This window comes from Rhizobium sp. AN6A, from assembly GCF_900215635.1.
Classification (GTDB): Bacteria; Pseudomonadota; Alphaproteobacteria; order Rhizobiales; family Rhizobiaceae; genus Agrobacterium; species Agrobacterium tumefaciens.
The window spans coordinates 375,334-396,129 of sequence record NZ_OCNC01000004.1 but is presented as its reverse complement, the minus strand read 5'-3'; the positions used below and the strand labels follow the sequence as shown (position 1 = coordinate 396,129).

Below are 20,796 nucleotides of genomic sequence, written 5' to 3'. Positions count from 1 at the left end.
TGTGGGTGTCCTGCGCCCACCGCCGGGTGGCGCCTGAATGCCTAAGACGGAGCGCCAGGCCAGACTTTGCCGCGACCTTTCTGCTGCCATTGACAGACCCCAATGGCTGGCGGCGCTGCAGCAGGTGATGCAGGCGTTCGGTTATTCCTACGTGACCTTGCTGAGGCTGCCGAGCATTCGCAATGCCTATGCCCTGCCGATAGTGGTGGAAAGCAGCCTGCCGGTGTGGGTGGTGAATGCGATGACCCGGGACGGTGAACTTGCAGATTGTCCCGTCATAAAGCGCGGCGCTTCATCGATGATGCCGCAATACTGGTCTCTTGATGATAAGGACATCAACTCCGGCTCGCTGTTGGAAGTCTCAACCCTGCTGCGCGGCATGAGCATCACCTCCGGTCTTCTGGTGCCGGTGAATGGCATGGACGGAAACCGGCATCTGATGAATTTTGCTGGCGATTGCGATGTCCTGTCGCAGGGTTCGCTGAACGAGCTGTGCATGATCGCCCTTCACGCCCTGGAGGCCTATGACCGGCTTTGTCGTGCAGGCTCAAAACTCCCCTCACCATTGACGAAGCGGGAACTCGACGTGGTTCGCTGGACTGCGCAAGGCAAGACCTCCGTGGAGATCGCCGAGCTTCTGTCCATCTCGGAGCACACCGTCAATACCTATATGAACAACGCCATTCGCAAGCTCGATTGCGTCAACCGCGCGCAGCTTGTGGCCAAGACAATACGCCTTGGCCTGATAAGCTGATTTTTCTGCCGGTCCGAGCTGTTGCCTTACCTGTCGAGAACGGAGCGGAGTTCGACGAGGTTGGAGCGAACGCGCAGAACGTAAAATCCCATGGTGGCAAGGTGCGAGGGCATGATCCAACCGCTTTCGTCGCCGTTGGAAATGATTGCCGGCTGGATGCGTAGCGCCGCACGCGTCTGCCCCAGGGTGTCGTTCCACAGATTGGTCAGATTGCGTTCGCGAATAACCTGCGCGAAGTCCGCTCCGGCTGCGGACAGCACGCCGTAATAACCATAGAGTTGGCCATAGGCGAACCAGAAACGGTCGTCCGCGCGAGTGTCGAACCAGCCGCCATTATAGTTTTCCGAACGCTCTCGAAGAATGGCCGATGTCGAGCCGATATCGCCGGCAATGCGGTCGATGAACTGGATGAGGTTATCGGCGCGGGTATCGAAGACGGCCTTGCAGGCGGTCAGTTCACCGTTAAAGGCCTGGAAGCTGCGGATGGCGGCGCGATAATAGCTGGGTGTCGGTGTTTTGGGGCCAAACGGATCGAGGCCGAAATACCAGGAATATTCGCTGAACTGCATGTTCCCGCGCGCTTCCTGGAGATTGTTGTTGATACCGGAGGTTCCGCGAACGCGACCGAGCGTATCCACCAGTTCCACCGCGGTGCGGCGCACGGCCTGGTTCACCCCGCGCTGGAAGGACGCCTTGTTGTCCAAAAATGGCGTACTGTCCCAGTCCATGCCGAAGAGGGCCGAGACGATAGAGCAGCATGGAGGAAATCCATGCATTCTGATTGACGTTGAAATCGGTGAGATCGGCGGCGGCATCGACGATAGCCGAGCGCTGGCATACCGGTGCGGAAGTGTTTGCGGCAGCACCGGTGGCGCCGGCGGCGGCCGTGGGTGTTGCAGCCGGCAATTCCTGCCCCGGCGGCACCGTGCGTTCGGCAAGCTTGTAACGGGAAATATAATCCGGGTCGAAATTCGTCCAGACCTGCGTTTGCCAGAAGAAGTATCCGTAAAAGCCGGCAAGAAGAATGAGCACCAGAGCGATCGGACCCTTGATGATCCAGTTGCGGTCGCGATACCAGCCGTGGGCGGCCATGAAAGGCCACAAAAGCCAGGCGACGACGAGACCGGCGGCCTTGCCGATGGCGTTGAAGGCTGCCTGAATCAAAGCGGTTATCCGGTCGATCATGTCGTCATAGTCTCCTCTGCCCGTGGGGCTGAACGCCGGAAGGAACAACCGCGGTCCGGCCATGCGCCTTTTGGCGCTTCGCAACAACCGCAGTCGTTTACTGTCTTCCAGATATGTCCCTACCCACCGGGATACAACATGATTGCGAAACTTTTCTCAACCTGCGGTCCGCGCGGGTCGTTCCCGTGTTCCGGAACTACGCGCGGAAGCATGCATCGCCTGGACAAGGTGACAGGCGGTTACAGACCGAGCTTGGCAATTTCGGCGTCCAGCCGCTCCCGCGCCTTTTTCGGCAGCTTGCCGGTCTTTATGGCATCCAGATTGGCTGGTGCGGCATCGCCGACCACAACGAGGGCGACCATGCCCATGCCGAGATGCGGCGTGCATTTGACGACGTATGCACCGTCCTTCTCGACAGTCAGTTTCACCGTCTCATTCATCTTGCCCTTGAAGTCCGCAACACCCTCGGGAAGCATTTCCTTGACGGCAGCTGCATCATGACCCTTGTCGACGGGCACGAAGGAAATGACGTCGCCGACAGCTGCCTTGACGGTTGCCGGTTCAAAGACCATCGCCTGGCCATCGCTGCCCTTGTTGAGCATCTTCACCTCGATTTCGGCCGACAGGGCGGGAAAGGCAAGGAGGGCAGCAGCGATGGCAAGGCTGGCGATGGTGGCAGTTTTGTTGTGCATATCTTTTGCTCCTGAGAGAAAGCACATCCACGCGAATGTGTCCGCATGGTCTTAGCGCAGGAGCAGGGGAACCATCCTTGCGAAAAATCAAATGCGGCAACCGGCCGCAGACGGTCAGTCGCCCTTGACCGTTTCTACCCAGTGGCGGCGGCAGAAGGAGACGTATTTTTCGTTGCCGCCGACGTCGATCTGCGCGCCTTCCTTGACCACATTTCCTTCATTGTCGAAACGGGCGACCATCGTCGCCTTGCGGCCGCAATGGCAGATGGTGCGGATTTCGCGAAGCTCGTCGGCAATGGCGAGCAGTTCCCTGGAGGCCGGGAAAAGCTTGCCCTGAAAATCCGTGCGCAGGCCGTAGGCCATCACCGGAATGTTCAACCGGTCTGCAATACCGGCAAGCTGCCAGACATGGTGTTCGGACAGGAAGTTGGCTTCATCGATGAAAACGCAGGCGACGGGCGCTTCGGAATTCAGGGCCTCCACTTCGGAGAAGATATCGGTGTTTCCGTCGAAGGTCCGTGCGTCGGACGACAGGCCGATGCGCGACGCGACCCGGCCGAAGCCGGCCCGGTCGTCAAAGGCGGCCGTGAAAATCAACGTGCGCATGCCGCGCTCGTGATAATTATAGGATGCCTGTAACAACATGGTCGACTTGCCGGCGTTCATCGCCGCATAATTGAAATAGAGTTTTGCCATCGTCTACTCCCTGTACACCTTCGCGTCTTTTGACGGCGAAGGGGCGGGTTGAAAAGTGCCGCAACGGGAAAAACACAGATTTCCGCATCCCGCAGCTGTCCGTATCGCTGACTAAAAGCCGGAGATTTTCATCGTCGTGTCGCAAACGGCGGGCCAAAGCACGCAAATGCACGCGAGTTGATTGTGTCCGGCAGATATTGATAATGGCAAGGGAACGAAAAAAGGGAGCAAGCGATGTTTGCAAATAGAAGTCGCTGTCTGGCTTTGGCCGCAGCAATCTCCGTCATGACGTTCAATGCGGCCGGCGCTGCGGAGCCGGCAAGTTGTGGCAAGGTTCGTTTTTCCGATGTGGGCTGGACCGACATCACAGCCACCACAGCGACTGCCACGGTGCTGCTGAAGAGCCTCGGTTATGAAACCGACGTCAAGCTTCTCTCGGTGCCCGTTACCTATACATCGCTGAAAAACAAGGACATCGACGTCTTCCTCGGCAACTGGATGCCGACCATGGAAGGCGATATCGCGCCTTACCGCGACGACAAGTCGGTTGAAACGTTGCGTGAAAACCTGACCGGCGCGAAATACACGCTGGCGACCAATGCCAAGGGTGCTGAACTCGGCATCAAGGATTTCAAGGATATCGCGGCCCATAGCGGCGATCTCGGCGGCAAGATCTACGGCATCGAGCCCGGCAATGACGGCAACCGCCTGATCCTCGACATGGTCGCCAAGGACACCTTCGGGCTGAAGAGCTTCGAGGTGGTCGAATCCTCCGAACAGGGCATGCTGTCGCAGGTTGCCCGCGCGGGGAAATCCGGCGAACCGATCGTGTTCCTCGGCTGGGAACCGCATCCCATGAATACGAATTTCAAGCTGACCTATCTGACCGGCGGTGACGAGGTTTTCGGCCCCAATCTCGGCGGCGCGACGATCTACACCAATGTCCGCAAGGGTTACACCGAGGAATGCCCGAATGTCGGTGTCTTTCTCAAGAACCTGGAATTCTCCCTGCCCATGGAAAACGAGATCATGGGCAAGATCCTGAATGATGGCCTCGAGGGCGAAGCGGCGGCGACTGCCTGGCTGAAGGCCAACCCGGCCGCGATCGAACCCTGGCTTGCCAACGTCAAGACCAAGGATGGCAGCGCTGACGCCTTGCCCGCCGTCAAGAAGGCCCTGGGCCTCTAGGTTGCAGACAACGCATGTATCCGGCCTAACCTTGTAACAGGCCGGATACTGCAGGAAATTACGATGTCCTTTGCATGATCTCGGTCCGCGAATTTTTCTTGCATCCGGGGTCACGCGCCATCCCGGTATCCGGCAATGCTGTTGCCGGCCGTCGTTTCTGCATTAGCGGCATTTCCGGTGAAACGGGATCACCTTCAATGCCTGTTCTTCTTATTTTTTTGCAATTCCGGACCCAAAACCGTTACGCATTTTTACTGGAATTGCTCTGGTTCACGAAAGGTCTTGTCTTACCGTGGAATGGCTCAGCGCTCCTGAAAACCGCCTGCCCGTCGGCCGATATGCCAAGGAGGCCATTGACTGGCTGACCGGCAATCTCGCTTTTTTCTTCGATTGGCTTTCTTTCATTTTCCAAAGCGTCATTAACGCCCTGCTTTACGTTTTGCAGGCGCCGCATCCGCTGGTCATCGTCGCGATTGTGACGGCTCTTTCGGCCTGGACGAGGCGGTCGGTTGGCATGCCGGTCTTCACGGCGCTTGGTCTGCTGTTCATCATCAATCTGGGGTACTGGAAGGCGACGACGGAAACGCTGGCGCTCGTTCTTGCCTCCAGCGCCGTCTGCATGATCATCGGCATACCGCTTGGAATACTGGCGGCGCGGCGCAAGTGGATCTATGCCGGCATGCGCCCGGTGCTGGATCTGATGCAGACCATTCCGACCTTCGTCTATCTCATTCCGGCGCTAGTGCTGTTCGGCCTCGGCATGGTTCCCGGGCTTATCGCCACCGTCATCTTCGCCATTCCCGCGCCCGTGCGCCTGACCCGTCTCGGCATCGTTTCGACGCCGCCGGCACTGGTGGAAGCGGCCATCGCCTTCGGTGCCACGCCATCGCAGGTTCTGCGCAAGGTGGAGCTTCCCTTCGCTGCGCCGCAAATCATGGCGGGCCTTACCCAGACGATCATGCTTTCGCTTTCGATGGTGGTCATTTCCGCCCTCGTCGGCGCCAACGGCCTGGGGGTGCCGGTGGTACGCGCCTTGAACACCGTCAACATCGCCATGGGCTTCGAAGCGGGGTTGTGCATCGTCATATTGGCGATCGTTCTCGACCGACTTTTCCGCCTTCCCGGCACGGAGCATGATCTATGAGTGATGCAATCATCTTCGGAAATGTCGATATCGTCTTCGGCGACCGGCCCGAGGCGGCGCTGGCGCTGATCGACAAGGGCAGCACGCGTGACGAGATCAACGAGCAGACCGGACTGGTCCTCGGCGTTGCGAATGCCTCGCTTTCGGTCAATGAGGGCGAGATACTCGTGCTCATGGGGCTTTCGGGCTCCGGTAAATCGACGCTGCTCAGGGCCGTTAACGGTCTGGCGCCGGTGGTGCGCGGCAATGTCAGCGTGAAGACGGCGTCCGGTTTTGTCGATCCCTATCGGGCGACGGCGAAGGCGCTGCGCGATCTGCGCATGCATACGGTTTCGATGGTCTTCCAGCAATTCGGCCTTCTGCCATGGCGAAACGTTGCCGACAATGTCGGTTTCGGACTGGAGCTTTCCGGGACGCCGGAAGCCGAGCGCAAGCGCATGGTGGCCGAGCAGCTTGAGCTGGTGAACCTGTCCGCCTGGGCCGACCGCAAGGTGGGGGAGCTTTCCGGCGGCATGCAGCAGCGCGTGGGGCTGGCGCGCGCCTTCGCAACCGGAGCGCCCATTCTTTTGATGGACGAGCCGTTCTCGGCGCTCGACCCGCTCATCAGAAGCCGCCTTCAGGACGAACTTCTGGAGTTCCAGAGCCGGTTGAAGAAAACCATCCTCTTCGTCAGTCACGATCTGGACGAGGCATTCCGGATCGGCAACCGCATCGCCATGATGGAGGGCGGGCGCATCATCCAGTGCGGTACGCCGCAGCAGATCGTCAAGCAACCGGCTACGCAATATGTCGCGGATTTCGTGCAGAACATGAACCCGATTTCCATGCTGACTGCCGCGGACGTGATGAAGCCAGGCGTGGATGAACAAAACGGCCGGTTGAACGTGGCCGCCACCGCCCGTCCGACATCGCCGCTGATCGATATCCTCGATGCGCTCTCGAAACATTCCGGCGCGATCGGTGTTGTCGATAATGGCGCAATTATAGGCACGATTTCCGCAGACGAAATTGTGACAGGCCTCACTCGCCACCGAAAGAAATGAGAAACACTCGCATTGGTCGAGAAAACGAAAGGCCTTCCTCCCCGGAAGGCCTTTTTGTATTACCTAATGCTGGTATAAAGAAAAAGAATACCCAGGACATTATAAGTTATGCATTAAAATAATTACGAATAAAAAGCATATTGCAAACTTTGAGAAAATTGCGCAAAGTAAAACTAGATTCTGTACCTCCTTGCTAAATTTAAGGTGGTGTAAGGTAGTGGTCACGAAGCCAGACATTGGAAGACAAGATTTGCGTGCTCAATTTTTGATTGTTTTTTGCTCCAAATACTACTGAGAATGTAGCAGTTTGTTGCTAAAATGACGAAAAACAGGCAAAAGTCTGAAAATTTGATCAATATGTCTAGGTAAATGATCAATGAAGAATAGTCTTGGAGGGAGACACGATATAAGCAAGATTTAGGTATATACAACGTATCGACTGAATTATAAAAAACACCTTTTGGACCACCTATAATAGCCACCATGACGGTCTTTTCGACTGTCATCAGGAGACTTGAGCGTATGGATAACCAATCTCTGTCGGAACATAGCATCGCCGCTGCAGACTTGCTCTCAGCGATGGCGAATCCCAAGCGCCTGATGATCTTGTGCACGCTGGTGGATACGGAAGTGCCGGTCGGTGTTCTCGCCTCCCAAGTTGGTCTCAGCCAGTCCGCGCTCTCGCAACATCTTTCGAAATTGCGTGCCCAGCGGCTGGTGAAAACAAGACGGGATGCTCAGACCATCTATTATTCCAGCAATTCCGAATCCGTCAAAAAAATCCTCGCTTCCCTCGAGGAGATTTATTGCCAGGTTCAGAAGAGCAGCAAGACTGCTGCCGCCTGATCTAACGGCCATCCCACGGCCCGGCGGTGCCATTCCGTTGAAACCGGCGCATGACGCCGGTTTTTTCTTTTTTGGTGTCTGGCTCGCATGTAATGCGGTGAGAAGGCGTCCGCGTCACTCAGGCCGAAGACGCAGCCTGTATCTGTTGCTTTAGCCGGCTTGCCGCAGCCGCATATCCACCGTCTGCACCATCGACGAAATGCATATGGTCCTTCGAAAGCGGGGAGGGCACGATACAGGTCATCAATGCGGCTTCCTGCTCGTGCAGGCCGAAATAGCAGGTGCCGGAGAGGCGCCCCAGCTCCAGCCGCGCACGGATTTTTTCGAGCCTTTCGGCGTCGATATCCACCGTCATTTTCAGGCCATCGTCGAATTTCCTGAAATCGGTGTTGCTGGCAACCGAGCGCCGATAGCGATCCGCATTAAACCGTCCGAGCGACAATCCCGTCATGCCGAGGAAATTCACGAGGAAGCTCTCGCCGAGAATGCGGAGCGAACGGCGCACCTTGCCCCAGCTATCGTGATAGGCCGCACCTGCCCTGGCTTCCAGACCGAGGCCTTCCCGCACGAAGCCCAGTTTCGGCCCATCCTCCGGCACGGGGTGGCCTTGTCTTGCGTCCTGCGTGGCCAGATCGACGAGATCGATGACCAACTGGCGGAATGCCGGCATATCCCGTGAGGGTCCCGGCATGGCGATGATCGACACCACTTTGCCATGGGTTGCCGGAATGGGGTTCCAGCGGCATGAAAGGCCGGTCAGGTCCGGCCGCCCGCCTGTCGCAACCGTGGGCAGGGCATATTGCCCCTCCTTCATCCGCGCCTCGGCCCAGCTGTTGCCGCCGCCCGAAAACATGGCGTAGGAAACATCCTCGCTTGCCTGAAAGCGCGCGACGCGCACATCGAAGCCGTTGTTGCGTATGTCCTCCACCGGAACAAGCGCCACACGCATCGAAAGGTCGAGATCGTCCTTCACCCAACGCTGCACGTTCGAAAGGGCGGTGCGCGCAAGGGGTATCCCGTTCGGTGGCACCGCAACGGCGGCTCCATCGCCACCGAATACGAAGGGTAGGTCGTGACGCTCGAGGCTGTTCGATATGCCTGAGATGACCGCAGCGCCCGCCATGTTGACGGACTTATATCTGCCGGTGCCGATCGCTCCTGTCGAATCGATGATATCGGCAATGGCCAGCGCCCATCCCGGCGGCAGGGCGCGATAAAGCGCCGGGTCGGCCACGTCTTCGAAATGTCGGAAGACGGGCAGGCCCGTCAGAAATTCGTCATCTGCTGTTATCATGCCGCCATTATCCTCCTGCGGCGACCAAACGCCAAGCGTTTACGCCGGTGCACTCGCCCGTTTCGATGGCACGATCGAGGCTGGCCTGACGATAGATTTACCGCGAATAGACCTTATCCAGCAAAGGTGACTTGCATAAGCCATCAAACCTTCCGTATGAGTTGAAATGAAGGCTCGGAATTCAAAAATGGAACGGGTTTTCGCCGGGAGGCGTCCGCGAAGTTTCATTCGGTCGGCGCCCAAGGCGCTCATCGGGGCTGAGACCCCATTTCCAAGGAGACACCAGGATGAAACTGAAGACATTGACCAGCGTGACGCTTGCAGCGTCCTTCGCATTCGCACCGCTTGCCCATGCCGAAATCGTCATCGGCCTGATTGCGCCGCTTACCGGTCCCGTCGCCGCTTATGGCGATCAGGTCAAGAACGGCGCCCAGACGGCAGTCAATGAAATCAACAAGAAGGGCGGCATTCTCGGAGAGCAGGTCGTTCTGAAGCTTGCTGACGATGGCGGCGAGCCGAAGCAGGGTGTGTCGGCCGCAAACCAGCTGGTTGCCGAAGGCATCCATTTCGTCGTCGGTCCGGTTACCTCCGGCGTTGCCATTCCGGCATCGGACGTGTTTGCTGAAAACGGCGTCCTCATGATCACGCCCACGGCGACCTCGCCGGGCCTGACGAACCGTGGCCTTGCCAACGTTTTCCGCACTTGCGGTCGTGACGACCAGCAGGCAGAAGTTGCGGCGAAATACGTTCTTGCCAAGCTCAAGGACAAGAAGGTCGCCATCATTCACGACAAGGGCGCTTATGGTAAGGGTCTGGCGGATGCCTTCAAGACCACGCTGAATGCCGGTGGCGTGACCGAAGTTCTCTATGACGCGCTGACACCAGGCGAAAAGGATCTCGGCGCGCTGACGGCCCGCCTGAAGTCTGAAAATGTCGATATCGTCTATTTCGGCGGTTACCATCCGGAAGCCGGTCTTCTGGTGCGTCAGCTGAACGATATCGGCGCCAAGGCTGCCGTTATCGGCGGTGACGGCCTGTCGAACAGCGAGTTCTGGAACATCGGTGCCAAGGCTGGTGAAGGCACGATCTTCACCAACGCCTCCGACGCCCTGAAGAACGAGGATTCCAAGGCCGCTGCCGAAGCTCTAAAGGCCGCCAACATCCCTGCGGAAGCCTTCACTCTTAACGCTTACGCTGCCGTCGAAGTGCTGAAGGCCGGCATCGAGAAGGCTGGAAGCGCAAAGGATTCCGAAGCGGTCGTCACGGCTCTGAAGAGCGGTGACGCTTTTGCCACGGCGATCGGCAAGGTCACCTATGGCGAGAGTGGCGACCTGTCGTCGCAGGCTTTCTCGCTCTATAAGTGGCAGGACGGCAAGATCGTCGCAGCCGAATAAGTATCAGGCGTACCGGCCGCATCCGTTGCGGCCGGTACCATCTCCGTCGCCTGACAAGGGGCAAGCAGAATGGGCAATGACCTGGACGCCCGGGATGCAAGCGCGGCGGGTGGGGAAAACCTTCCTCACATCGGCTTTGCGCGGATATTCCCGATTCTCAGAATTTTCGATGAGGCCAAGGCGCGGGAATTCTATGTTGATTTTCTCGGTTTCAAGGTCGACTGGGAACACCGCTTCGGCGAAAACTTCCCGCTCTACATGCAGGTTTCGCGGGCCGGAATGGGGCTTCACCTCAGCGGCCATCACGGCGACGCGACGCCGGGCTCCAATATCTTCGCCACCATGCACGGCGTGCATGCCTTCCAAAAAGAGCTGGCGGGAAAAGACTACCGCTTCCTGAAGCCTGGTGTCGAAGAATTACCCTGGGGCGATGTCATGGAAGTCATCGATCCATTCGGCAACCGTATCCGTTTCTGTGAGCAGAAAAGCGAGGGGTGACGTCTTCGACGTGACCTCATGGGTCTTGACCTCGGCTGCGGTTTGAACGATAGGAAGCGCAAATAGCGAACCGCGTGCACGGAGACCCCGTGCGCGCGGTTCGTGCGTTTTGGCGGTCAGTTCTGCAATTCGTTCGCATCCGCACGGGGGCAAAAAATGAACACTGAAGGCAATGCACTGGTAAGGAAGCTCGCATTCTGGGGCATTCCACTTTCTTTCGGCGTGCTTGGCCTCAAGCTCGTGGCCTGGTGGGTCACGGGGTCGGTAGCGCTGCTGTCGGACGGTCTGGAATCGACCGTCAATGTGGTTGCGGCCTTCATTGCCTATTTCGTCATCCGTTATGCGCAGAAGCCCGCAGATGACGATCACCAGTTCGGCCATCACAAGGCGGAATATATCTCGGCTGTCGTCGAGGGCGTGCTGATCGTCGTCGCCGCGCTACTGATCGTGCAGGAGGCCTGGGGTGGTCTCTTCAACCCAAAGCTGCCGGAAGCGCCGGTTCTCGGTCTTGCCATCAACGCGTCAGCGGGTGTCATAAACGCTGTCTGGGCGACAATCCTCATCCGCGTCGGCCGGAAATACGCTTCACCAGCTCTCAAGGCGGATGGTCATCATATCATGTCGGATGTCGTAACGTCGGCAGGGGTGCTGGTCGGTCTGGTTCTGGCGCTTCTGACGGGTTACGCCATTCTCGATCCGCTGCTCGCCATTCTGGTGGCCATCAATATCCTTTTTCAGGGATCGAAGGTCATTTTGCATTCGCTCGGCGGATTGATGGACCGGGCGGTGGAACCGGAAGAAGACGAGGCGATCAAGAAGGCGATCGCCGAAAATTCCGTCGGCATCATCGGCGTGCATGATCTCAGAACCCGCCGCGCCGGTTCGGCCGCCTTCATCGATTTCCACGTGGTCGTTCCCGCCCCGATGACGGTGCGGGAGGCGCATGATATTTGCGACCGCCTTGAAGATGCCATAAGGGACGTCATACCGGGTGCCAGCCTTGCCATTCACGTCGAGCCGGAAGGCGAAAAGGCGCATGGCGTCAAAGTGATCGTTTGAATAAGCAGGAGTTTTCCATGTCCGTGACGGATGTTTCCAGCCTGTCGCAGCTGGGCGCGAAGGTCGATACGCCCGAGAGCCCGGAAAAGGCCATTCTCGAAAAGGTGCCGAACGGCAATGCCGGTACCGATTACGTGGTGCGGTTCACAGCACCCGAATTCACCTCGCTTTGCCCGATGACCGGACAGCCGGATTTCGCCCATATCGTCATCGACTATATTGCCGGTGATTTTCTGGTGGAATCGAAGTCGCTGAAGCTGTTCCTGCAATCCTTCCGCAACCACGGCGCATTTCACGAGGATTGCTCGGTCTATATCGCCAGGCGGCTGGTGGAGCTGTTGCAGCCGAAATGGCTGCGCATCGGCGCTTACTGGTATCCGCGCGGCGGTATTCCGATTGACGTTTTCTGGCAGACCGGACCGGTGCCCGAGGGCGTGTGGTTGCCGGATCAGGGTGTGCCGACCTATCGCGGCCGCGGCTGATCCGGCTTTTCACGGTTGAGAACGTTCAGGCGAACGACCCGTCGTCGCCTTGATCGAAATCGTCATCGGCGCTGTCGTCGTAATCGGCCTGCTGGACATCGTTATTATTGTCCGGCTGGGCGGAACTGTCGCCGTAGTAGTTGTTGATGACGGTTTCTTCGACCGGTGCGTTGTTGCCCAGCGGATTGCCGCCGCCGAATGGCGAGCCAATGCCGAGCGACGATGCGTGGTTGCCGAAAATACCGCTCAGCGAATTGGCGAGCAGCATGCCGCCGGCAACACCTGCAGCAGCGCCGAGCGCACCTTGCAGGAAACCGCCGCCGGAGCGTCCGGCTGCTGCGGGTTGCTGGCTCCAGAGGCCACCGGGCTGCGGATCAGGTGCGCGGCCGGCTGGTGAGCCCCAAGGACCGGCTGTCTGGCCTGCCGTATCGTTGCGCCATGATGTCTGGGCCGGTGGCGAGACGGGCGCCGGAGCAAGTGATTGCTGTTGGCCGGTGCCGAAGATCGAACTCAGAAAACCACCCTGTGCGGAGGCTTGCGGGGCCGCATTCCCGCTTTCCAGCGCATGGATGCGGTCTTCAAGCTGTTGGATGTGTGCTGCTGCCGCTTCCAGACCCTTTTCCTGAACGATCACCGCCTGGGCGAGATAATAGGGGGCTGCGGGCTGATCGCGCACGGCATCTGCGATCAATATTTCCGCCTCGCGGTCGCGCGGGGTGGCGGATGCGGCCTTTGTCCTGTCGAACAGGGCCTTGAGAAGTTGGCTTTCTTCCGGTGACATATGATGCCTCCTTACCGTGAAGCGGAAATCAACGATAAGGAGGTAGGTCCAAATTCAGGCTTTTCAAAGCGGCCGAAACTTTAAATTTCGGTAATGATCGTCACCCGCCGAAGGCAAGCGAAAGGCCCGCTATCGCCGTCAGCGCGCCCGCGGTACGGCTTGCGGCCGGGCCGAAACGCGCAATGCGCAGGCCAAGCACGATTCCTGCGAGATGGAGGATCGCGGTTGCTATCATGAAGCCGATGCCGAATTGCAGGGCGCCGGCGCTGCCGAGTTCACCGCCATGGGCATGGCCGTGGAAAAGGGCAAAAGCGCCGACCACTGCCGCAGCGGCTGCCGTCGGAAGCTTTGCCGCAATCGTGACCAGCAGGCCGAGCCCGATGACGGAGGCCAGGATGGCAGGTTCAACGAACGGAAGGCCGATGCCATAAACGGCCATCAGGAAACCAATGGCCATGGTGCCGACGAAGGCGGCAGGCACGATCCACAGCGCCTTGCGGTCATTCTGCGCCATGGCGATCTGTGATGCCCAGAGGCCAACGGCAACCATTGCCAGGATATGATCCGCACCGAAGAAGGGGTGGGACACGCCGGCCATGAAGGAGCCGTGTTCTTCCGGGTTCAAATGGGCGAAAGCGGGCAGGGCGGTGGCGCCGAGCGCTGCGGCAGCAAGGCTTAGTCTTTTCAGCATGATTCCCTCTTTTGATTATCGTCGCCGGCAAGGGGATCTTGGGGTTCCCGCAATCGGCGGCACTGCAATGAGGACCTGACGATACCGCGAACCCGGAGAGGCTGTCCATGCGTCATCTGCCGGGGGTGCTGTTTATTGTTGGGGCGCAAACCTTGCCTTTTTTGCTCATTGCCTTACGTAACAAGTCGCACTATGTCCGAAGGGCATGCATGAATTACGCTGGAGAGCCGCTGATGAACGAAGACGAAGACGACAAGAGCAAGGAACTGCCGATCGGCAAGGAAACGGAAGCGAATCTTTTCAAGTCGCGTTCGATCTTCATCTATGGTGGCATCACGCAGGAACTGGCGCAGAAGGTCTGCACGCAGCTCGTGGCACTTGCCGCCGCCAGCGACGACGACATTCGCGTTTACGTCAATTCGCCGGGCGGCCATGTCGAATCGGGTGATTCGATCCATGACATGATCAAGTTCATCAAGCCGAAGGTTTATATCATCGGTACGGGCTGGGTCGCTTCCGCTGGCGCGCTGATCTATGTTTCGGTGCCGAAGGAACGTCGCCTTTGCCTGCCGAACACCCGCTTCCTGCTGCACCAGCCCTCCGGCGGCACGCGCGGCATGGCGTCCGACATCGAAATCCAGGCCCGCGAAATCATCAAGATGAACCAGCGCCTGATCAAGATCTTCGCCAAGGCCACCGGCCAGAGCGAAGAAAAGATCGCCAAGGACATCGATCGCGATTACTGGCTTGGCGCTGAAGAAGCCAAGGGCTACGGCCTCGTCGGCAAGATCGTCGAGAGCCAGTCGGAAGTTTAAGGTTTTGATTTTTGGTTGAGAAAGCCCGTGCCGGTGGAAACCGGCACGGGCTTTTTTCATTCAGGCCGGATGATACGTGCCGCTCCCGGTCATGTGTATTGAATGTTCGGCCGGCATCACTTCATCGTGTTGCAGGCCTTCATCATGTCGGCTTTTTTCATCTTGTTCATTTCCATGTCAGCCTTGTGCACGCAGTCCTTTTTGGATGCCATGGACATGTCGCTCTTTTTCATCGTCTGCGTCTTCATGGTGTCGTTATGCATTTTCGTCATATCGGTTTTCATACCGTCGGCATGGGCGATGCCTGCGAAAGAAAGAACAGACAGCATGGAAGCGGTGGCGATGGCGGTAAAAATGCGGGTCATGAAAAATCTCCTCTGGACGTCATTAAATGTCCGCCGGCGTTGCACCGGGGCTCACGATTGTCCATTCGGTCGGGATCCGTGTGTCGTTACACGCTCACGCGTTTGTGACATCATATTCGGGCGAGATTCTTTTCACGCCATTATGTAACAATATCCCGCCGATTGCGAATAACCCGACAGTGACGATGACAGGCAGCCTTTCGGAAGAGACATTAAAAATGCTGATGCTGCGTTCCCTCGATGGGGACGAGGGCGCTTACAGGCATTTGCTCCATGCCCTACGCAGGCTGCTGACAGCCTATTTCGACCGGCGCATGAGGGCTGCTTCACGGGGGGATGTGGAAGATCTCGTTCAGGAAACCCTGTTGTCGCTTCACGCCAAACGCGAGACCTATGATCGAGCAAGGCCGTTTACCGCCTGGTTCTTTTCGATAGCGCGCTACAAACTCATCGATCACTACAGGGGCAGGGGTGCGCGCCAGCTTTCGGAAGTGGAACTTGATGAGACGCTGGAAGCGGGATCGTCCGTCGATCAGGTCACGGCACGTATGGATGTGGAACGGTTGCTCGACGAGTTGCCAGAGCGGCAACGCGACCTCATTCGCAGGGTGAAACTCGAGGGGCAGTCAATTGCCGAAGCGGCCAAAAAATCCGGCCAGACCGAGCTTGCGGCGAGGGTAGGCATTCACAGGACGCTTAAAATGCTGGCGGCAAAGTTGCGAGGCGAAACGTGAGGAAGACGGAAGACATCATTGAACAACTGGCAAGCGGCCTCAAGCCCGTGCCTGCCTTGGCACTGGAGCGCCGGCTGGCGCTGGCCGTCCTGCCCGCGCTTGGCGTTTCGCTGTTGCTGATGCTTGCCACTCTCGGGCCGCGGGTCGACATGCACGACGCCTTGACCGAGCTGGGTTTCTGGATCAAGTCCGCTTATAACGCCCTGCTGGCCCTGACTGCGTTTTTCGCGGTTGGCCGCCTTACCCGTCCCGAGGGAAACAGCGGCTGCTTGTTCGTTTGGCTTGCGGTGATTTTCGTTGTGATGGCGGCGATAGCACTCGTCCAGCTGGGGTTTGCCTTTCCGGACAATTACAGGACGCTTGTTCTGGGGTCGTCCGCGCTGCATTGCCCGTTTTTGATCGTCGCTTTCGCGCTTCCGGTATTCCTGGCGAATTTTTCAGTTCTCAAACGCTCAGCCCCGGCTGATCCAGCCCTGGCAGGTTTTGTCGCGGGCATTGCGGCGGGTGCAGCCGGAGCCTGGGTGTATTCCTGGTTCTGCACCGAAAACGGCATGGCTTTCGTGCTGATCTGGTATTCGCTTGGCATTTTCCTCACCGGTCTGATCGGCGCTTTTGCCGGTTCGCGTTTTCTGCGCTGGTAAAAGGCGTACCTGTTAAGCCTGCGGGCATCTTGCCAGCGGTTGGGTTTTTTGATCTTCAAGGGAAACAGAAGATCCGGGAACCGCCATGTTGATGAAAGATTTTTCCGTACAGAGCCTGTTCATGGGGTGCCTGACCGCCTTTGTCGGCTTTGCCAGTTCTTTCGCCGTGGTGTTGCAGGGCCTGAAGGCTGTCGGTGCGACGGATTTCGAGGCAGCGTCAGGGCTGATGGCGCTTTCGGTTGCGATGGGGGTTTGCGCGATTGCGCTTTCAGTCGCGACGCGGATGCCCGTCAGCATCGCATGGTCGACACCCGGTGCAGCCTTGCTGGCGACCACGGGCGTGATCGAGGGCGGTTTTCCGGCCGCCGTGGGCGGGTTCATCATCTGCGCCATATTGATCATCATTGCCGGCCTGTTCCGGCCGCTCGGAAAGGCGGTGGCCTCCATTCCAGCGCCACTTGCCAACGCCATGCTCTCCGGGGTCATCATCGGCCTGTGTTTTGCGCCGATCAAGGCGATCGGCTTTAACCCGGCGCTCGGATTGCCGATCATTCTTGCCTGGATCGTGGTCGGAGCCTTTAAACGACTTTTTGCCGTGCCTGCAGCGCTTGCCGCTTTCGTGCTGGTGATGATCTTTGGTGTCGATATTCCGGCTGGGGCGCTTGACCGTGTGGCGCAATCGCTGATGCCTCCGATGGAGTGGGTAATGCCCGTCTTCAGCCTGCACGCCGTCATTTCCATCGCGCTGCCGCTCTTCATAGTCACCATGGCCTCGCAGAATATTCCCGGTATCGCAGTGCTGAAGGTCAATCATTACGATCCGCAGCCCGGACCGCTTTTCGCGGCGACCGGCTTCTTCTCACTGCTTTCCGCACCATTCGGCGGCCATGCGGTCAATCTTGCCGCGATTACGGCGGCGATGTGCGCTGGCGAGGACGCCCATCCTGATCCGAAACGGCGCTATTGGGCGGCGATCATCGGCGGTGTCGGCTACATCGTCTTCGGCCTGCTGGCGGGCGCGGTCACGGCTTTCGTGGCACTGGCGCCGCCCATCCTCATTCAGGCGGTGGCGGGGCTTGCACTGGTGGGCGCCTTTTCCGGCTCTGCCGTTGCGGCTTTCAAGGATCCGGAAACACGCGAGGCGGCGGCGATCACCTTCCTCATCACCGCCTCCGGCCTTTCCTTCGCCGGTGTCTCCGGTGCCTTCTGGGGGCTGATAGGCGGCGGGTTGATGATGGCGTTGACCGGTTTCGTAAAAGGATTGAAGAGACAATAGCCCTTGCATCCAAATATTTCGCCGATTATAAGCTTGCCCATGAGCAACAGCATCGCAACCATTTCCGGCATGAGCGCGCAGATTTCTGCGATTGCCTCTCCGTGCGGTGCACTCTCGCTTCTTAGCCTCGACCTTACACGCGGTTGCCGGGTCCAGTGAGGAGCGCCCGGCGGCCGAAAGCCCGCTGGCGCAAACGCTCCTCATCTCGAAATCTCATTTTATACTGGATTTAGGCCCTTGAGGGCCGCGCATCCGCCGATGGCTCGAGAAGCCGGCGGACTGCGCAAGGAGGAAGCGATATGGACGGCAAGATCACCAATATTTCCAAAGGCATGTCGGACGCGAACGTCAAGTATCGCCCTTACCCGACCATCAATATTCCTGACCGCACGTGGCCGGGCAAGACCATCACCAAGGCGCCGATCTGGTGTTCGGTGGACCTGCGTGACGGCAACCAGTCGCTGGTCAACCCCATGGGCCACGACCGCAAGGCCCGCATGTTCAAGCTGCTGCTCGAAATGGGCTTCAAGGAAATCGAGATCGGTTTCCCCTCCGCTTCGCAGACGGACTTCGATTTTGCCCGCTGGTGCGTGGAGCAGGGCAATGTGCCTGAGGATGTTTCCCTGCAGGTGCTGGTGCAGTGCCGGCCAGAACTGATCACCCGCACCTTCGAAGCGCTGGAAGGCGCCAACAAGCCGATCATCCACTTCTACAACTCCACCTCGGAATTGCAGCGCCGCGTGGTATTCGGCAAGGATGTACACGGCATCAAGCAGATTGCCGTCGATGCCGCCAAGATGATCACCGACATGGCGGCCAAGGCCGGCGGCGGTTTCCGCTTCGAATATTCTCCGGAAAGCTTTACCGGCACCGAGCTGGAAGTAGCGCTGGAGATTTGCAATGCCGTGGTCGAGGTGGTGAAGCCGACGGCGGATAACAAGCTGATCCTGAACTTGCCTTCCACAGTCGAAATGGCGACGCCGAACATCTATGCCGACCAGATCGAATGGATGTGCCGCAATATCGACAATCGCGAAAACGTCATCATTTCGCTGCATCCGCACAACGACCGCGGCACTGGCATCGCTGCGACGGAGCTGGCTCTGATGGCCGGTGCGGACCGCGTCGAGGGCACGCTGTTCGGCAATGGCGAGCGCACCGGCAATGTCGACGTCGTGACGCTGGCGCTGAACATGTATACGCAGGGCGTCGATCCGGAGCTGGATTGCCGCGATATTGAGCGCATCAAGGCGGTCTACGAATATTCGAACGAGATGACGATCCCCGAGCGCCACCCTTATGTCGGCGAACTGGTCTATACGGCGTTTTCCGGCTCGCATCAGGATGCGATCAACAAGGGTATGAAGGCGATCAAGGTTGCCAATCACCCGGTATGGGAAGTGCCCTATCTGCCGATCGATCCGAAGGATGTCGGCCGCTCCTACGAAGCGATCATCCGTATCAATTCGCAGTCCGGCAAGGGCGGAATCGCCTATATCCTCCAGCAGGATTACGGCATTAACCTGCCGCGCAACCTGCAGGTGGAGTTCCGCGAAGACATCCAGCGCATCACCGATGAAGAGGGCGTGGAACTGCCGGCCAAGCGCATCTACGAGCGCTTCATGGAGCGTTACGTGACGCAGCCAAATGCGCGCATCAAGTTCGTCGATCACCACACCTATCCGGCGGGCGATTTCAAGGGCGTGCGCATTGTCGCCGCGGAAATCACCGATAACGGTGAGGTTAAGCGCATCGAGGGTAAGGGCACTGGTCCTATCGACGGGTTCATTAATGCGCTGTCGGTCTATCTCGGCATCGATCTGTCGGTGAATGACTATTCCGAGCATTCGCTGCAACACGGGTCCAATGCTTCCGCCATTGCCTATGTTGAGATGGAGCATCCGGGCGGAAAATTGTTCGGCGCCGGGGTGAATACGAATATTGTTGGCGCTTCGCTGGAGGCGATTGTTTCGGCGGCCAATCGGGTGCTGGAAGAGCGAGCTAGGTAAGTTCGCTTTTTGGGAGGGGCTCACCCCCCTCTGCCCTGCCGGGCATCTCCCCCGAAAGGGGGAGATCGACCTGAGGCACGGTCTCGACCATCTCAACGTTCAGAATGAATTGACGAAAGAGCGTCTTGCCGATCTCCCCTTATGGGGGAGATGCCCGGCAGGGCAGAGGGGAGTGAGCCACAGACCCTAACCTCAACACTCCGGAGTCTATCCCCCCAGCCGCGAAAACCCCAACGGCCTACCATTCTCATAAAATACCCTGATATCTTCAAGCCCGATACCCGTTCCGGTATCGTTGAGGCTGTGGCGTTCGCAGGCGACGTTCCAGGCGCCGGGGCCACCGGAAATATGGAAGAGATTATAGGCCGCGCGCGGTTTTTCGCCGCCCGGTCCCTGGCTGGCGGAGGCGATGCCGACGACCGGGATGTGCTCTTGCCCGTGGTGAGTGTTCAGCCAGTATACGGTGTTCAAATGGGTGTGGCCATGCAGCACGAGCTCCGCGCCGCCAACGCCAAGCGCTGCCGCGAAACGGCGAATGCCGAACATGCGCTTGTGGGCAGCCGCCGCACCGCGGATCGGCGGGTGATGGATCATCACCACGCGGAACAGCCCCTGTTCACCGGCTTTTTTAAGAAGTTCCGCGGTTGCGCGTGCTTGACGGTTGCCGAAATAGCCGGTGGCCGAGAAGGGCGGTGTTGCAATCGAGGTGGAGCAGCCAATCAGTGCGACGGGACCGCGCACGCGCATATAGGGGAAAATCTTGCGGTCATCGTCCCATTCCGCGGGGTCGCCATCGCCGCGCACATAAGGATACCAGGCGCGCATGGCCTTGTCGTGCGCGCCGGAAACATAGGCGTCATGATTGCCGGGAACGACCGAGATCTTTTCAGGGTCGCCGACTTCTTCCAGCCAGTCGGCGGCGGCGCGAATTTCAATGCCTGTCGCAAGATTGACGAGATCGCCGGTAATAGCCAGATGATCCGGCGATTTGGCCTCGAGATCATCGAGCAGTTTTTCCAGCGTGTCGGTGAAAAGGTGCTTGCGGCGGTTGCGGTGCCAGTTGACGAAACCGGTGATACGCTTGGATGCAAGTTCCCGGAAAGTGAGTTTTGGCAATGGCCCGAGATGGACGTCTGAAATATGCGCAAGTTTGAACATGGCGGCAGAGATAACCTATGATATGCGGCACGTCCAATAAAAGCCTGCCGG

General features: G+C 58.5%; 21 protein-coding genes and 1 pseudogene. 14 read left to right on the top strand and 8 right to left on the bottom strand.

The features are described from left to right. Positions 1-37 precede the first annotated feature (37 nt). A complete protein-coding gene (locus CRO62_RS14550) occupies positions 38-754 on the top strand; it encodes a helix-turn-helix transcriptional regulator (RefSeq protein WP_097100693.1) in 717 nt (238 codons plus the stop codon). Between the two features lie 26 nt (positions 755-780). Here CRO62_RS14550 and CRO62_RS14545 read toward each other — a convergent pair. The 3 genes and pseudogenes from CRO62_RS14545 to CRO62_RS14535 form a co-directional block, all read right to left on the bottom strand. Continuing rightward, positions 781-1,939, bottom strand: a pseudogene (locus CRO62_RS14545) (DUF2333 family protein). A 239-nt stretch (positions 1,940-2,178) separates the two neighbouring features. After that, positions 2,179-2,631 (bottom strand): pseudoazurin, encoded by a 453-nt coding sequence (locus CRO62_RS14540; protein ID WP_097100692.1) that lies wholly within the window; start codon positions 2,629-2,631, stop codon positions 2,179-2,181. A 114-nt stretch (positions 2,632-2,745) separates the two neighbouring features. Continuing rightward, positions 2,746-3,327 carry a thymidine kinase gene (locus CRO62_RS14535; RefSeq protein ID WP_097100691.1) on the bottom strand — a complete coding sequence of 194 codons (582 nt, stop codon included), beginning with the start codon at positions 3,325-3,327 and terminating at the stop codon, positions 2,746-2,748. 285 nt (positions 3,328-3,612) lie between these two features. Here CRO62_RS14535 and CRO62_RS14530 point away from each other — a divergent pair, with 285 nt between their 5' ends. The 4 genes from CRO62_RS14530 to CRO62_RS14510 all read left to right on the top strand — a co-directional run bounded on the left by CRO62_RS14530 (position 3,613) and on the right by CRO62_RS14510 (position 7,548). Then, positions 3,613-4,515: a choline ABC transporter substrate-binding protein gene (locus CRO62_RS14530; RefSeq protein ID WP_233283658.1), complete on the top strand. Its 903-nt coding sequence runs from the start codon at positions 3,613-3,615 to the stop codon at positions 4,513-4,515. A gap of 292 nt (positions 4,516-4,807) precedes the next feature. Continuing rightward, positions 4,808-5,659, top strand: a complete 852-nt coding sequence (choW, locus tag CRO62_RS14525; RefSeq protein ID WP_003513593.1) for a choline ABC transporter permease subunit — start codon at positions 4,808-4,810, stop codon at positions 5,657-5,659. Next, on the top strand, positions 5,656-6,702 hold the full coding sequence (gene choV / locus CRO62_RS14520; protein WP_003513591.1) for a choline ABC transporter ATP-binding protein: 1,047 nt from the start codon (positions 5,656-5,658) through the stop codon (positions 6,700-6,702). Before choW ends, choV begins: the two co-directional genes overlap by 4 nt. 522 nt (positions 6,703-7,224) lie before the next feature. Next, the gene (locus CRO62_RS14510) at positions 7,225-7,548 is read left to right on the top strand and encodes an ArsR/SmtB family transcription factor (protein WP_003513586.1); all 324 of its coding nucleotides are present in this window, start codon (positions 7,225-7,227) and stop codon (positions 7,546-7,548) included. Positions 7,549-7,666: 118 nt separating this feature from the next. Here the strand turns inward: CRO62_RS14510 and CRO62_RS14505 are convergent, their stop codons facing one another. Then, complete coding sequence (locus CRO62_RS14505) at positions 7,667-8,842, bottom strand: DUF3095 domain-containing protein (protein WP_097100690.1); 1,176 nt, start codon at positions 8,840-8,842, stop codon at positions 7,667-7,669. Positions 8,843-9,129: 287 nt separating this feature from the next. Between CRO62_RS14505 and CRO62_RS14500 the strand changes: the two genes are divergently transcribed. The 4 genes from CRO62_RS14500 (at position 9,130) to queF (ending at position 12,275) form a co-directional block, all read left to right on the top strand. Continuing rightward, positions 9,130-10,236 (top strand): branched-chain amino acid ABC transporter substrate-binding protein, encoded by a 1,107-nt coding sequence (locus CRO62_RS14500; RefSeq protein ID WP_097100689.1) that lies wholly within the window; start codon positions 9,130-9,132, stop codon positions 10,234-10,236. A gap of 69 nt (positions 10,237-10,305) precedes the next feature. Next, the gene (locus CRO62_RS14495; protein WP_097100688.1) at positions 10,306-10,734 is read left to right on the top strand and encodes a glyoxalase superfamily protein; all 429 of its coding nucleotides are present in this window, start codon (positions 10,306-10,308) and stop codon (positions 10,732-10,734) included. A gap of 156 nt (positions 10,735-10,890) precedes the next feature. After that, the gene (locus CRO62_RS14490; protein ID WP_097100687.1) at positions 10,891-11,793 is read left to right on the top strand and encodes a cation diffusion facilitator family transporter; all 903 of its coding nucleotides are present in this window, start codon (positions 10,891-10,893) and stop codon (positions 11,791-11,793) included. Positions 11,794-11,810: 17 nt separating this feature from the next. Further along, on the top strand, positions 11,811-12,275 hold the full coding sequence (gene queF, locus CRO62_RS14485) for a preQ(1) synthase (RefSeq protein ID WP_013636627.1): 465 nt from the start codon (positions 11,811-11,813) through the stop codon (positions 12,273-12,275). A 25-nt stretch (positions 12,276-12,300) separates the two neighbouring features. Here queF and CRO62_RS14480 read toward each other — a convergent pair whose 3' ends face one another. Together CRO62_RS14480 and CRO62_RS14475 are read right to left on the bottom strand one after the other, a co-directional pair. Then, complete coding sequence (locus CRO62_RS14480) at positions 12,301-13,056, bottom strand: DUF2076 domain-containing protein (RefSeq protein ID WP_097100686.1); 756 nt, start codon at positions 13,054-13,056, stop codon at positions 12,301-12,303. A gap of 100 nt (positions 13,057-13,156) precedes the next feature. Next, a complete protein-coding gene (locus CRO62_RS14475; protein ID WP_097100685.1) occupies positions 13,157-13,747 on the bottom strand; it encodes a HupE/UreJ family protein in 591 nt (196 codons plus the stop codon). 233 nt (positions 13,748-13,980) lie between these two features. On the opposite strand from CRO62_RS14475, the gene CRO62_RS14470 reads away from it, so the two are divergent. Continuing rightward, complete coding sequence (locus tag CRO62_RS14470; RefSeq protein ID WP_003513567.1) at positions 13,981-14,562, top strand: ATP-dependent Clp protease proteolytic subunit; 582 nt, start codon at positions 13,981-13,983, stop codon at positions 14,560-14,562. Positions 14,563-14,678: 116 nt separating this feature from the next. Here the strand turns inward: CRO62_RS14470 and CRO62_RS14465 are convergent, their stop codons facing one another. Next, positions 14,679-14,927 carry a pentapeptide MXKDX repeat protein gene (locus CRO62_RS14465; RefSeq protein ID WP_065687135.1) on the bottom strand — a complete coding sequence of 83 codons (249 nt, stop codon included), beginning with the start codon at positions 14,925-14,927 and terminating at the stop codon, positions 14,679-14,681. 218 nt (positions 14,928-15,145) lie between these two features. Here CRO62_RS14465 and CRO62_RS14460 point away from each other — a divergent pair, with 218 nt between their 5' ends. The 4 genes from CRO62_RS14460 to leuA all read left to right on the top strand — a co-directional run bounded on the left by CRO62_RS14460 (position 15,146) and on the right by leuA (position 19,587). Further along, positions 15,146-15,661 carry a sigma-70 family RNA polymerase sigma factor gene (locus CRO62_RS14460; RefSeq protein ID WP_174002366.1) on the top strand — a complete coding sequence of 172 codons (516 nt, stop codon included), beginning with the start codon at positions 15,146-15,148 and terminating at the stop codon, positions 15,659-15,661. Next, on the top strand, positions 15,658-16,302 hold the full coding sequence (locus tag CRO62_RS14455) for an NrsF family protein (protein WP_097100684.1): 645 nt from the start codon (positions 15,658-15,660) through the stop codon (positions 16,300-16,302). The genes CRO62_RS14460 and CRO62_RS14455 overlap by 4 nt, the downstream gene beginning before the upstream one ends. Positions 16,303-16,390: 88 nt before the next feature. Continuing rightward, a complete protein-coding gene (locus CRO62_RS14450) occupies positions 16,391-17,578 on the top strand; it encodes a benzoate/H(+) symporter BenE family transporter (RefSeq protein WP_097103014.1) in 1,188 nt (395 codons plus the stop codon). Positions 17,579-17,877: 299 nt separating this feature from the next. Next, a complete protein-coding gene (leuA, locus tag CRO62_RS14445; RefSeq protein WP_003513556.1) occupies positions 17,878-19,587 on the top strand; it encodes a 2-isopropylmalate synthase in 1,710 nt (569 codons plus the stop codon). Positions 19,588-19,794: 207 nt separating this feature from the next. Here leuA and CRO62_RS14440 read toward each other — a convergent pair whose 3' ends face one another. Beyond that, positions 19,795-20,745, bottom strand: a complete 951-nt coding sequence (locus CRO62_RS14440) for a metallophosphoesterase family protein (protein WP_097100683.1) — start codon at positions 20,743-20,745, stop codon at positions 19,795-19,797. Positions 20,746-20,796: the final 51 nt, after the last annotated feature.